General features: G+C 74.5%; 13 protein-coding genes. 6 read left to right on the top strand and 7 right to left on the bottom strand.

Annotation, left to right across the window (positions count from 1 at the left end):
- Positions 1–6 precede the first annotated feature (6 nt).
- Both A8713_RS28790 and A8713_RS28785 read right to left on the bottom strand, forming a co-directional pair.
- Entirely contained in the window at positions 7–1,470 is a 1,464-nt protein-coding gene (locus A8713_RS28790) for an aldehyde dehydrogenase family protein (protein WP_064536621.1), read from the bottom strand.
- A gap of 190 nt (positions 1,471–1,660) precedes the next feature.
- Positions 1,661–2,707 (bottom strand): low temperature requirement protein A, encoded by a 1,047-nt coding sequence (locus A8713_RS28785; protein WP_237305479.1) that lies wholly within the window; start codon positions 2,705–2,707, stop codon positions 1,661–1,663.
- Positions 2,708–3,028: 321 nt separating this feature from the next.
- Between A8713_RS28785 and A8713_RS28780 the strand changes: the two genes are divergently transcribed.
- On the top strand, positions 3,029–3,376 hold the full coding sequence (locus A8713_RS28780) for a tetratricopeptide repeat protein (protein ID WP_064536619.1): 348 nt from the start codon (positions 3,029–3,031) through the stop codon (positions 3,374–3,376).
- Positions 3,377–3,444: 68 nt separating this feature from the next.
- Here A8713_RS28780 and A8713_RS28775 read toward each other — a convergent pair whose 3' ends face one another.
- A complete protein-coding gene (locus A8713_RS28775; RefSeq protein ID WP_064536617.1) occupies positions 3,445–4,386 on the bottom strand; it encodes a M56 family metallopeptidase in 942 nt (313 codons plus the stop codon).
- A 6-nt stretch (positions 4,387–4,392) separates the two neighbouring features.
- Positions 4,393–4,815, bottom strand: a complete 423-nt coding sequence (locus A8713_RS28770) for a BlaI/MecI/CopY family transcriptional regulator (RefSeq protein WP_064536615.1) — start codon at positions 4,813–4,815, stop codon at positions 4,393–4,395.
- Positions 4,816–4,879: 64 nt separating this feature from the next.
- On the opposite strand from A8713_RS28770, the gene A8713_RS28765 reads away from it, so the two are divergent.
- Positions 4,880–5,524 (top strand): peptide deformylase, encoded by a 645-nt coding sequence (locus tag A8713_RS28765; RefSeq protein ID WP_064536612.1) that lies wholly within the window; start codon positions 4,880–4,882, stop codon positions 5,522–5,524.
- A gap of 374 nt (positions 5,525–5,898) precedes the next feature.
- Here A8713_RS28765 and A8713_RS28760 read toward each other — a convergent pair whose 3' ends face one another.
- The gene (locus A8713_RS28760) at positions 5,899–7,329 is read right to left on the bottom strand and encodes a dihydrolipoyl dehydrogenase family protein (RefSeq protein WP_064536610.1); all 1,431 of its coding nucleotides are present in this window, start codon (positions 7,327–7,329) and stop codon (positions 5,899–5,901) included.
- Between the two features lie 208 nt (positions 7,330–7,537).
- Between A8713_RS28760 and trxA the strand changes: the two genes are divergently transcribed.
- Positions 7,538–7,924 carry a thioredoxin gene (trxA, locus tag A8713_RS28755; protein ID WP_064536608.1) on the top strand — a complete coding sequence of 129 codons (387 nt, stop codon included), beginning with the start codon at positions 7,538–7,540 and terminating at the stop codon, positions 7,922–7,924.
- Positions 7,925–8,020: 96 nt separating this feature from the next.
- Here the strand turns inward: trxA and A8713_RS28750 are convergent, their stop codons facing one another.
- Positions 8,021–9,064 carry a LacI family DNA-binding transcriptional regulator gene (locus A8713_RS28750; protein ID WP_079159169.1) on the bottom strand — a complete coding sequence of 348 codons (1,044 nt, stop codon included), beginning with the start codon at positions 9,062–9,064 and terminating at the stop codon, positions 8,021–8,023.
- A gap of 307 nt (positions 9,065–9,371) precedes the next feature.
- Between A8713_RS28750 and A8713_RS28745 the strand changes: the two genes are divergently transcribed.
- The gene (locus A8713_RS28745) at positions 9,372–10,127 is read left to right on the top strand and encodes a TetR/AcrR family transcriptional regulator (protein WP_064536604.1); all 756 of its coding nucleotides are present in this window, start codon (positions 9,372–9,374) and stop codon (positions 10,125–10,127) included.
- Between the two features lie 74 nt (positions 10,128–10,201).
- Entirely contained in the window at positions 10,202–11,347 is a 1,146-nt protein-coding gene (locus tag A8713_RS28740) for an FAD-dependent oxidoreductase (RefSeq protein WP_064536602.1), read from the top strand.
- A gap of 106 nt (positions 11,348–11,453) precedes the next feature.
- On the opposite strand, the gene A8713_RS28735 is transcribed toward A8713_RS28740, so the two are convergent.
- The gene (locus A8713_RS28735) at positions 11,454–12,119 is read right to left on the bottom strand and encodes a TetR/AcrR family transcriptional regulator (RefSeq protein ID WP_064537771.1); all 666 of its coding nucleotides are present in this window, start codon (positions 12,117–12,119) and stop codon (positions 11,454–11,456) included.
- A 118-nt stretch (positions 12,120–12,237) separates the two neighbouring features.
- Here A8713_RS28735 and A8713_RS28730 point away from each other — a divergent pair, with 118 nt between their 5' ends.
- On the top strand, positions 12,238–12,801 hold the full coding sequence (locus tag A8713_RS28730) for an NAD(P)H-dependent oxidoreductase (protein ID WP_064536600.1): 564 nt from the start codon (positions 12,238–12,240) through the stop codon (positions 12,799–12,801).
- Positions 12,802–12,815: the final 14 nt, after the last annotated feature.

The raw sequence follows: 12,815 nt of genomic DNA, 5'->3' as shown, positions 1-12,815 counted from the left end.
TCTACCTCAATCGACATTGACGTACACGGTCTTGTACTGCAGGTACTCCTCGATGCCCTCGGGGCCCAGCTCGCGGCCGTAGCCGGAGGACTTGTAGCCGCCGAAGGACGTGGAGTTCTCGAACGCCGCCCAGGTGTTGACCCAGACGATCCCCGCCTGCAGCCGGGCGGCCACGGTGTGGGCGCGCCGCACGTCACTGGTGTGCAGTCCCGCGGCGAGGCCGTACGGTGTGCCGTTGGCGATCTCGACGGCCTCCTCGTCGGTGTCGAACGGCAGCACCGTGACGACCGGGCCGAAGATCTCCTCCTGCGCGATGCGCATCTGCGGGTTCGCGCCGGTGAACAGCGTGGGCTGGTGGAAGTAGCCGGGGCCGTCGTGGCCGCGCTCGCCGCCGTAGGCGACGGTGGCGCCCTCCGCGCGGCCGATGCCGACGTACTCGACGACCTTGTCCAGCTGCTGCCGGTGCGCCAGCGGGCCGAGCACCGTGTTCTCGTCCAGCGGGTCGCCCACCGGGACGGCGCCCAGGACGCCGGTCAGCGCCTCCACCACCTGGTCGTGCACGGAGCGGTGCACCAGCAGCCGCGAGCCGCTCATGCAGAACTGGCCGGTGTTGAAGAACCCGGCCTGGAACGCGGCCTGCACGGCGGCCTCGATGTCCGCGTCACCGAAGACGATGTTGGCGCCCTTGCCGCCGAGTTCGACGGTGACCTTCTTCAGCGTCCCGGCCGCCGCCGCGATCAGGCGCTTGCCGGTGGCCGTGGAGCCGGTGAAGGAGATCTTGTCGATGCCGGGGTGCTCGACGAGCGCGGCGCCGACCGTGGCGCCGTCGCCGGTGACCACGTTGTGCACGCCCTCGGGCAGCCCGGCCTCGGCCATCACCCGGGCGAGCACCAGGGCGGTCAGCGGGGTCTGCTCGGCGGGCTTGTGGACGATGGTGTTGCCCGCGGCGAGCGCCGGGGCGATCTTGTTGACCGCGAGGTTCAGCGGGAAGTTGAAGGGCGTGATGGCGCCGACCACGCCGACCGGCTCACGCCGGGTGTACTGGAGCGAGCGGGCGCCGGCCGGGCGGGCGGCGCCCTCCAGCTGCTCGACCATGCCGGCGTAGTAGCGGAAGATCTCGGCGGCGGCCCGTACGTCGAAGCCGCGGGTGAAGGTGATGGGCTTGCCGACGTCGAGGGTCTCCAGCCGGGCCAGCTCCTCCCCCGCGCCCTCGATGCCGTCGGCTATCCGCAGCAGCAGCCGGCCGCGCTCCTTGGCCGGCATCCCGGGCCAGGGGCCCAGGTCGAAGGCGCGCCGTGCCGCCTGCACGGCGCGGTCGAGGTCACTCGTCCCGGCCCAGGCCACCTCGCATAGCGGCTGCTCCGTCGCCGGGTTGATGTCCTGGACGGTCTCTCCGGAGTCTGCGGGCTGGAACTTGCCGTCGATGAACAAGGAACCGTCGTCGACGGTCTGGGGCGTTGGGATCGTCATCGGACCACTCCTTCGGAGACGGATACCGGGGCTGCCGCACGCACCAGGCCCCGCGGCTGGGCACCCCAGAACGCTAGGGGCGGCCGCGCGGTGGCCGCCGGGCCGCGGCGGGGGGTCGGCACACTGCGTCAAGTCGCCGGAAACACCTGGCCATTTGACCGGGTCAGGGCCCTTGCGGCCGCCCCGCGGCTCAGCGCTTGACGAAGATCAGCGGGACGTGCCGGCCGCCGGTCAGGAGGTAGTGCTCCAGCCCGTTGACGGCGACCAGCACGAAGGTCACGGCGCCGAGCGTGACCAGGCCCGGCAGCCGGGGCGCGGCGGCGGCGACACCGAGCAGGGCGAGCCCGCCGCCGAAGCGGGTCACGGAGGCGGCCCCGAACATCCGGCGGCGGGTGTAGCAGAAGGTGAGCGTGAACAGGGCGGCCCCGGCCGGCAGCAGCCCGGCGGCGAGCCGGTGCGGGGTGGCGTCGGGTTCGGCGACGATCCGTTCGGCGCCCACGGCCACCAGCAACAGGCCGTACACCAGGGCGAGATGGCCGTAGCTGAGCACGTCCCGTACGACCACGGAGGGCCGGGGGTGGGCGCGCAGGGCGTGGGCCACGGCGGACGCGGCGAGGTGGAAGTAGAGCCACCACAGACCGCATCCGGTGAGGAAGGCGAGGGCGACGGCGGTGAGTTCCGTCGCGCCCAGGTGGCCCCCGCCGGCCCAGGCGCCGACGGAGACGACGTTCTCGCCGAGCGCGATGATGATGAACATGCCGAATCGTTCCGGCAGATGGTTGACGCCGAAGGCGAGCTGCCGCAGATGGCCGCTGAGCACGAGCGGCGCGAGGATCTCGGCGACCACGGCGATCGCCCACCCCGCGGTGCGCATCCCGTCCGGCAGCGCCGTCACCCCGAACAGCCCCAGCGCGAAGGCGAGTCCGGCCCGGTAGGGGTGGATGGTGTAGACGGCGCACTCCCGACGGATGGCCTCCCCGATGAGCAGCCGCAGGGCGAGATAGCTGCCCGCGTACAGCAGCGCCTCCGGCCGGCTCTCCAGCGCGTGCTGCGCCGACATGCTCATCCCGTACGTGGCGAGCCCGGCCAGCAGCAGGAACACCCGCTGCGTGTTCGTCTCGTGCACGGCGTTCATCGCCATCACGACGTCCACCCACGCCCACCACAGCGGCACCAGGACCAGCAGGCAGCCGCCCAGCCGCGGCCAGCCCGGGTGCAGCGCCAGCACGTGCGCCACCTGGCCCACCCGAAGGCGAGCACCAGGTCGTAGAAGAGTTCCGTCCATGTGGCCCGGTCACGCGCGTCCGCACGCGTCCGGACAGTGACCTCGGCCACCGCTGCACCTGCTTCCTCTCGGCCTAAGCACCTACGAACCAGGACCTGCGACAGGAATCACGGATTGCAGCACTGACTGTGTACAGCGGCTCCGGGCGCGGCGCGTACGGGGTCCGGCCGGGCGGGGCATTGCGGGAAGTCGGCGGGCGGGCTTCCGCAACTCCGAGAAGTGGTGGAATTTTCAACCAAAGGCATCGGTTGCACCGCCCGAAGGAGGTCACAAGTGGAGACCACGTACTACGACCACGGGACGGCGGCCGAGCGCTGGGAGCGGGCGGGCCGGTTCTTCGACGCGCGCGACTACGCCGGTGCGGCGCGGGTGCTGGGCACGCTGGTGGAGGAGGTGCCGGAGCAGACGGGTCCGCGGCTGCTGCTGGCGCGGGCCTACTACCACTCGGCCCAGCTCGGCCGGGCCGAGGCGCAGCTGCGGATCCTGGTGGAGCGGGACCCCGTGGAGCAGTACGCCCGGCTGCTGCTGGGCCGCACCCTCCAGCGCCAGGGGCGGCACGAGGAGGCCGCCGGCCAGCTGCGGATCGCCTCGGCCCTGGCGGGCGAGTTCGCGGACGCGTGAGGCGCGGGCGGCCCGCTACAGGGCGTGGTGGTGGCGGCCCGCTACAGCGGCGCGGCCATGGCGACCCGCTACAGGGGCGTGGCCGTCTGGAGGACCAGGAAGAGGGTGACGGCGGAGTTCGCCGAGGACATGGCGGACACCGCCGCACCGGCGGCGGCGCCCCAGGCCGCCGCGCCGGCCGCCGTGAAGAGCGAGGGCCAGTCGCGGACCGGGGGCGCGGGTGCCAGCAGGGCGGCCACCCGGCGGGGCACCGGTCCGGTGGCGGCGAGCGCCGCGAGGGTGGGCGCGGGCGCGGCGGCCGACCGGCCCGACAGCAGCGCCGCCCGGCCGATGGCCCGTGCCACCGTGCGCCGGTCGCCGACCGCGCGGGCCGCCTCCTCGTCGGCCCACCGCTCGGCGGTGTAGGCGACGGCGGAGCGCAGCGGGCGCAGGAACGGATTGGCGCGCGCCGCCAGGTGCACGGCGAGCAGATGCCGGTGGTGCCGGGCGGCCAGATGGGCGCGTTCGTGGGCGAACAGCGCGCGCCGCTCGGCCGGTGCCAGGCCGTCCAGCAGGGCGGTGGTGACGACGATCCGCCCGGGGGCGCCCGGCAGCGCGTACGCGTAGGGCGCCGCGTCGTCCGGGAGCACCGCGACCGTGCCGCCGCGCACCCCGGCCAGGGCCCGCCGGGCGCGCCGGGTCACCCGCCGGTGGCGCCACAGGGTGCGGGCGCAGGCCGCCGTCACCGCCGCCAGGGCGGGGATGGCGGCGCGGCCCGCGATCCCGTCGTGCGGTACGGCGGCTCTGACCTCGGGGTCGGACCAGCCGTCCGGCAGCGGGTTGCCGGGCAGCTGGGCGGTGCCGACGACCATGAGCAGCAGCAGGCACAGCGTGCTGCACACCGCCATGACGACGGCCACCGCCGTCAGCAGCCGGGTGGCGGTGCGCGGGTGCAGATGCAGTTCGGCCAGGCGCGCGACCGGCCAGGCGGTCAGCGGCAGCACCAGCGGCAGGAAGACGAAGACTCCCATGTGCGGTCAGTGCTCCGTGCGGTCCTCGTCCGTGTTCCGGCCCCCGGGCGCGCAGCTCTCGTCCACCGAGTCCAGCAGGGCGCGCAGCACCTGCTCGTCGCCGGGCGGCAGCGCGGTGACGAAGCTGGCGAGGACCGCCTCGCGGTCGCGCTCGCCGTCCAGCAGACGGCGCATCCTCAGGGCGGCGAGCCGGGCCACGTCGGCGGTCGGCGTCCATACGAAGGAGCGGCCCCGGCGCTCGCGGGCGACCACGTCCTTGGCGAGCAGCCGGGTCAGGATGGTGACGACGGTGGTGTAGGCGAGGTCGCCGCCGAGCCGTTCCTGCACCCAGGCGGCGGTCACCGGTCCATCGGCCTCGCGGAGCGCGGCGAGCACCTGGCCCTCCAGCTCCCCCTGTCTGCGCCGGATCCGCCGGTCCTGCTCGGCCATGTCGGTCTCCCTCCGGCGTCGGCGTGCCGGACCACGCTACTTCACTCCGTGGCATGCTGACGGAATGGCTTTCGACAGTGCGCGTACGCCCCTTGCCGAACAGGTCGCGGAACTCCTCGCCGTGGACGGCCCGTTGCCCATCGTCACGGCCGGTGACCCGGTGCTGCGCGGCGCCGCCGAGCCGTTCGACGGCCAGTTGGAGCCCGCGTTGCTCGACCGGTTCGTCCAGGCGCTGCGCCTCACCATGCACGCGGCGCCGGGGGTGGGGCTGGCCGCGCCGCAGGTGGGCGTGGCCCTGCGGATCGCCGTCGTGGAGGACCCGGCGCCGGTGCCGGAGGAGGTGCGGCTGGCGCGCGGCCGGGTGCCGCTTCCGTTCAGGGTCCTGGTCAACCCCGTCTACGAGCCGGTCGGTCCGGACCGGGCCGCGTTCTTCGAGGGCTGTCTGAGCGTGCCGGGGTGGCAGGCGGTGGTGGCCCGGCACGCCCGGGTGCGGCTGCGGGCCGAGGACGAGCGGGGGCGCCCGGTGGACGAGGTGCTGACCGGCTGGCCGGCCCGTATCGCGCAGCACGAGACCGACCATCTCGACGGCACCCTCTACCTCGACCGCGCCGAGATCCGCTCGCTGTCCTCGAACGAGGTGGCGGTGGCCCGCTGGTCCCAGCCGACACCCGAACGGGCGGCGGAGGCGCTGGGCTTCCCGCTGGGTTAGCGGGGGGGGCGCCGCGGGCTCGCGGGGCCGGACCTCCTGAGCCCACCCAGGGGACTGCCGGGTGGCCGGGCGGGGTTCCTCGTACCGCGGGGCGGGACAGCCACCGGACCCGCCGACCTCACGCGCCGGCTCCCCGACCGCGTACCGCGCGCACAGGCCCGGCCGACGCGCCGCCCACCACCGCACCGGTCGCACCGGCCCCAGGCCGCCCAGCCTCGTGGGGCCGCGCCACCCGCACGCAGGACCGCCCGAGCGACCGGCACAGCTCGGCCCGTCGCCCCGCTCCCGTCCCTTCCCGCCCCGCCGGGCGCGGCGCCGGGCCCGCCGGTCCCGGCCCTCACCGGCCCGGAGGCACGGGACCGCCCGCCCCGGACTCAGCCCCGGTACGCCTCCAGCAGGCGCAGCCACACCTCGCTGATCGTCGGGTATGAGGGGACCGCGTGCCAGAGCAGGTCGACGGGGATCCGTCCGGCGACGGCGACCGTCGCGGAGTGCAGCAGTTCGCCGACGCCGGGGCCGACGAAGGTGACGCCGCGCAGGATGTTCTCGTCGAGGTCGACCACCATGCGGGCGCGGCCCCGGTAGCCCTCCCCGTACAGTCCGGCGCCCGCGACCGAGGAGAGGTCGACATCGACGGCGCGGACCCGGTGTCCGGCCTGCTCGGCCTCCGCCAGGGAGAGTCCGACGGCGGCGGCCTCGGGGTCGGTGAAGACGACCTGCGGCACGGCGTGGTGATCGGCGGTGGCGGCGTAGGGTCCCCACGGCTGGGGTGCGGCGGGGGCGGTGCCCGCGGCGCGGGCGCCGATGACGTCGCCCGCGATCCGGGCCTGGTACTTGCCCTGGTGGGTGAGGAGGGCGCGGTGGTTGACGTCGCCGCACGCGTACAGCCAGTCGGTGCCCTCCACCCGCAGAGTGTCGTCGACGGAGAGCCACGAGCCGGGTTCCAGGCCGACCGTCTCCAGGCCGATGTCGCCGGTGCGCGGGGCGCGGCCGGTGGCGAAGAGGATCTCGTCGGCCTCGACACGCTCGCCGGTCCCGGTGACGGCCACGACGGAGCCGTTCTCGCGGGCCACCGACTCCACCGAGGTGCCGGTGCGCAGCTCGGCGCCGGCCGCAGTGAGCGCCTCGGCGACGAGCTCCCCGGCGAAGGGCTCCATGCGCGGCAGCAGGCCCTTGCCGCGCACCAGCAGCGTGACCTGGGAGCCGAGGGCCTGGTAGACGGTGGCCATCTCGGTGGCGACCACACCGCCGCCGACCACGATCAGCCGCCGGGGCACCTCCTCGGCGCTGGTGGCCTCGCGGCTGGTCCACGGCCCGACGCCGTCGAGACCGGGCAGCTCGGGCAGGCTCGCCCGGGTGCCGGTGCAGACGGCCACGGCGTGCCGGGCGGTCAGGGTCCGCCACTCGCCGTCCGGGCCGGTGACCGTGACGGTACGGGGACCGGCGAGGCGGCCGTGGCCGCGGTACAGGTCCGCTCCGATGCCCTCGACCCAGGCGACCTGGCCGTCGTCGTGCCAGTGCGAGGTGTACTCGTCCCGGCGGGCGAGGACCGCCGCGGTGTCCAGCGGCCCCTGCACGGCCTGGCTCAGTCCGGGCAGGCGGCGGGCGTCGGCGCGGGCGATGACCGGGCGCAGCAGGGCCTTGCTCGGCATGCACGCCCAGTAGGAGCACTCGCCGCCGACCAGTTCGCTCTCCACGATCGCGGTGGACAGGCCCGCCGCGCGGGTGCGGTCGGCGACGTTCTCGCCGACCGGTCCGGCTCCGAGCACCACGACGTCGTACGCGAGGGTTTCCGTTTCGGTCATGGGGTCAGTCTGGTGGGTGGCGTGTCCGGTGGCCACAGGGACCCACGGGCCGTGTGACGGCGGGGCGCGCCGGTGACCAGGTGGGTTGCCGCGCCCTTGACCAGGTGGGTTGCCCGGTCGGCCGCTTGGGTACGCGCGCGGAATAGCCCGTAGGGTCGGCCGTGTTGTGCGGACGGCTCAACCCGACATCAGGAAGAGGGATCACGCCATGAGCAGCACCGTGGAGCTGACCAAGGAGAATTTCGACCAGACGGTCACGGAGAACGAGTTCGTTCTCATCGACTTCTGGGCGTCCTGGTGCGGGCCGTGCCGTTCCTTCGCCCCGGTCTACGAGAAGGCGGCGGCGGACAACCCGGACCTGGTGTTCGGCAAGGTGGACACGGAGGCGCAGCCGGAGCTGGCGGCGGCCTTCGGCATCCAGTCGATCCCGACACTGATGATCGTCCGTGACCAGGTGGCCGTGTTCGCGCAGCCCGGCGCGCTGCCGGAGGCGGCCCTGACCGATGTGATCGGCCAGGCCCGCAAGCTGGACATGGACGAGGTGCGCAAGGCGGTCGCCGAGCAGCAGGCGCAGGCGGAGCAGCCGGGCGAGTAGCGGACACCGCGGGCAGCCGCCGGCCGGTCCGGCCGCCGCCCGGCGCCGCGGGGCCCTCCCTGGTGGGACGGGCCCCGCCGCCGTGTCCGGGCCCGGTCAGCTGGATTCGCGGTGCACCACGGTGGCGCCCCGCACCGTGCGCCGCTCGGGCGCGCCGCCGGGGTCGCGTACGGCGCTGTCGACCAGCTCGGCGAGGTCGCGGCCCGCGGGCAGCTCGATGTGCACCGTGCTCAGCCGGGGCCGCAGCAGCCTGCCGAGCATCAGGTCGTCGGCGCCCACCACGGCCGTCTCCTCGGGCACGCGCAGGCCCGCGTCCTGGAGGGCGCGCATCAGGAGCATGGCGTACTCGTCGTTGTAGGCGAAGACCGCGTCCAGGCCGAGCGCGCGCCAGCGGGCGGCGAGCCGGGCCGCCGACTCCTCGTCGTAGCCGAGGGGAAGCTCGGTCACGGTCCCGTCGGTCCCGCTCAGGGCGCGGCGTACGCCTTCCAGGCGGGGCCGGGAGAACACCCCGAGCCCGCGTTCCTCGGGGACGACCACGCCGATCCGGCGCCGGCCGCGTGCGTACAGATGGGCTCCGGCGCGGCGGCCGACGCTGTGGTGGTCCAGGAGCACGGCGTGCGCCCCCTCGACGGCCTCGGGTCCGATGGTGACGACGGCCCGCGCCCCGGAGCGCCGCAGCACCGCGACCCCCTCGGAGCCGATGCCGGTCCCGGGCAACAGGACGGCGACCGGGCGCAGTTCGGCCCAGGCACGGGCGGCCTCCTCGCCGCGCAGACCGACGCTGCCGTGCTGCACGACGGTGTAGTCGAGGCGGCCCAGCGCCCCCTGGAGTTCGTCGATGAACCCGTGGTACAGCGGGCCCATCGGGACGGCGGGCGTGGGCATCAGGACGATGCGGCTGTGCCCGGCGCGCAGGCTGCGCGCTGCGGCGTGGGGCACATAGCCCAGTTCCTCGGCGGCGGCGCGGACCCGGCGACGGGTGGGTTCGCTGATCCGCACGGCGCTGGTGTTGTTCAGGACGTAGGAGACGGTCGCGCGCGAGACACCCGCGAGACGGGCCACATCGGCACTCGTGGGGACCGAGTGCGGCAGTGGGGGTGTCGTCGACGAGGGCGCGGCGGCCTTGGGTATCTGCACCATGACGTACCGCATCTTGGCAGAAGCGCAAGGGAGTTGAGCGCGCGGGGGAAGCATCCCGGCCGGGTGCGCGGCGGCCCGGTGGCCGACGGGAGGCGCGTCGCGGGCGGCGCGATCGACGCCGAAACGATTCTCCGCACGAGGGCACGGGGCGCGAGGCCGCGAGGACACGAGGACACGAGGACACGAGGACACGAGAGACGATGCGCCGTACGCGTCGCGCCGTACGCGTCCTGCCGTACGCCTCCCGCGTGACGAACATGTTCGTCACGAACTTGTTCGGAGCGAACATGTTCGTTACGGTGAGGGCATGACCGCACGCCCCGAGACCCCCCGCAGCCGCCGCGACCGGCCCGCCAAGCCCGCCCTGACCCGGGAGGGCATCGTCGCCGCCGCGGTCGCCGTGCTGCGTGCCGAGGGACTGGCGAAGGTGACCATGCGGCGCCTGGCCCAGGAGCTCGACACCGGCCCTGCCTCGCTGTACGTGTACGTGCGCAACACCGCCGAGCTGCACGCGGCCGTCCTGGACGAGCTGCTGGGCACGGTCGGCGCGGCGCCGGCGCCCGAGGAGGGCGACTGGCGCGCGCGACTGGAAGCGGTGCTCACGGCGTACGTCCGGATGCTGCACGCCCATCCGAGCCTCGCCCGCTCCGCGCTCACCGCCCGGCCCAGCGGCCCGCACTACCTGAACCTCATCGAGACGCTGCTCGCCCTGCTCGACGAGGGCGGGGTCCCGCCCGAGCGGGCGGCGTGGGGCGTGGACCTGCTGCTCCAGCACGCCACGGCGACGGCCGCCGAGCACTCCGCGCGCGGCGCGACCGCCACCGGACAGCGGGACACCGACACCGATGCCGACACCGGCTCAGGCTCCGACGCCGACGCCGACGCCGACGCCGACTGGGACGCGCTGACCCGCGCCCTGCACGGCGCCCGCGACACCACCCATCCGCACATCGCGGCGCTCGCGGGCCCGCTGCTGTCCGGCGCGCCCGAGGAGCGCCTGGCCTGGGGCATCCGAGCCGTCATCAGCGGCATCGCGCACACCCCGGTCCCGGGCTCCGACTGATCCTCACGCCTTCGCCCCACCCCATCCGCACCCCCATCCACACCCTCACCCCTCACTCTCGTCCGGAGACACCCATGTCCCACACCGCTGTCCCGCACCACCCCGTCGCCGTGATCGGCGCCGGGCTCGGCGGCCTCACGCTCGCCCGCGTCCTGCATGTGCACGGGATCGAGGCGGCCGTCTTCGACCTGGACGCCTCCCCCGCCGCACGCACCCAGGGCGGCATGCTCGACATCCACGAGGACTCGGGGCAGGCGGCGCTGCGCGCGGCCGGGCTGCACGAGCGGTTCAGTGAACTGGTGCTACAGGGCGGCCAGGCCACGCGGGTGCTCGACCGGCACGGGACGGTCCGGATGGACGAGCCCGACGACGGCACCGGCGGCCGGCCCGAGATCGACCGGGGCGACCTGCGCGACCTGCTGCTCGGCTCGCTGCCCGAGGCGACCGTGCGCTGGGGCGCGAAGGTCACCGGGGCGCGCGGGCTGGGCGGCGGCCGGCACGAGGTGGCGCTCGCCGACGGCACCGTGTTCACCACGGACCTGCTGGTCGGCGCCGACGGCGCCTGGTCGCGGATCCGCCCGCTGGTCTCCGCCGCGCGGCCCGCCTACACGGGCGTCTCGTTCGTCGAGGCGGACCTGCGGGCCGCTGACGTGCGCCATCCGGTGGCCGCCGAGGTGGTGGGCGGCGGGTTCTTCTTCGCGCTCGACGCGGGCCGGGGCTTCCTCGCGCACCGCGAGACACACGGCGACCTGCATGTCTACGCGGCCGTCGTGGCGCCGGAGGACTGGCTGGACGGCATCGACTTCACCGACACCGACACCGCCAAGGAGCGGGTGCTCGACCGCTTCCCCGACTGGGACAAGAGCCTGCGGTCCCTGGTCGCGGACGCCGACGGCGCGCTGGTCCCGCGGCGGATCCACGCCCTGCCGGTCGGCCACCGCTGGGACCGGGTGCCCGGCGTGACGCTGCTGGGCGACGCCGCGCACCTGATGTCGCCGTTCGCGGGCGAGGGCGCGAATCTGGCCATGCTCGACGGCGCCGAACTGGCCGGTTTTCTCGCCGCGAGGCCGGACGACACCGAGGCGGCGCTGCGGGCGTACGAGGAGCGGCTGTTCCCGCGCAGCGAGTCGGCGGCGGCCGAGTCGGCCCGCGGCGCCACCCTGCTGTTCGGCGAGGACGCCCCCGACGCGCTGCTGGAGATGTTCACGTCCCACGGCTGAACGGGCCGGAACTTCCCGACGGACGGAACCTCCCGACGGACCGGCGGCCCGGGTGCCCCGGACGGACCGGTGGCCCGGTGGCTCGGTGGAGGCGGAGGGGCGCGGGTCAGGCGGTCGGGAGCGCCGGAGAGGTCAGCCGGGCGACCAGGTCGTACCAGCCGCTCTGGAGGCGTTCCATCGGCATCTGGCGCTGCCGGGTCAGATGGAAGATGAGCGCCGGTTCGAGATAGCCCATCAGCGTGTGGGCGAGCAGTTCGGCGTCCGCCTCGGGGACCGCGTGGCGCAGCAGCATCACGACATGGCCGAACCGCACCCGGTGGGCCGGGACCAGATGCCTGCGGTCGGGGCACGCCTCGGCGGCCAGCTGGAGTTCCAGGTCGTCGGCGGCGCGGCGGAGCGCGGCGCAGCCGAAGGCCCGCAGCCGCTCCACGGGCGGCGCGCCCGGCCCGAGAGGGGCGGGACCGCTCAGGAAGGACGCCTGGAACTTCTTCTCGGAGTGGTCCAGGAGCGCCGTCAGCAGTCCGGTGCGGTCGCCGAAGCGGCGGAAGACCGTCCCCTTGCCCACCTGGGCGGCCGCCGCCACCGCCTCCATGGTGACCCCGGCGGCTCCGTGCTCGGCGACCAGCCGGGCCGCCGCGTCCAGCAGCCGGGCGCGGTTGCGCGCCGCGTCGGCCCGCAGGCAGGGCTCGTCCGAACCGGTGCCCAGCTCCAGCAACACCGGCTTGTCGTGGGGCTCTTGAGGCGTGGTGAAGGGCGGCAGAGCGCTGGACATGAAGACAGCGTAAAGCATGGGGAAGAAAACTGGACCGCGGTCCGGTTAACCTGGTAGAAAATTAAACGGACCTCGGTCCGGATCGTAACGGCAGTGTTTCACCCCCTTGGAGTCCCCCATGTCTGTTCGCATCCTCGCGCTCGTCGGCAGCCTGCGCGCCGGCTCGCACAACCGCCAGCTCGCCGAGGCTGCGGCGAAGCTCGCGCCCGAGGGCGCCGAGGTCCAGGTCTTCGAGGGCCTGGGCGACGTCCCGTTCTACAACGAGGACATCGACGCCGAGGGCAGCGTGCCGGCCGCCGCCGCCAAGCTGCGTGAGGCGGCCCAGGCCGCCGACGCCTTCCTGCTCTTCTCGCCCGAGTACAACGGCACCATCCCGGCCGTGCTGAAGAACGCCATCGACTGGCTGTCCCGCCCGTACGGCGCCGGCGCCTTCGGCGGCAAGCCGGTCGCCGTCGTCGGCACCGCGCTCGGCCAGTACGGCGGCGTGTGGGCGCACGACGACACCCGCAAGGCCGTGGGCATCGCCGGCGGCAAGGTGATCGAGGACATCAAGCTCTCCATCCCGGGCTCCGTCACCCGCTTCACCGAGGTCCACCCGGCCGACGACACCGAGGTCGCCGCACAGCTGACCGAGGTCGTCGCCCGTCTGCGCGGCCACGCCGACGAGACCGTCGCCGTCTGAGGCTTCTGAACCGC

Origin of the sequence: Streptomyces sp. SAT1 (assembly GCF_001654495.1) — a bacterium.
Classification (GTDB): domain Bacteria; phylum Actinomycetota; class Actinomycetes; order Streptomycetales; family Streptomycetaceae; genus Streptomyces; species Streptomyces andamanensis.
The sequence above is the reverse complement of the archived record's forward strand: the minus strand, read 5'-3'. Positions and strand labels throughout refer to the sequence as shown.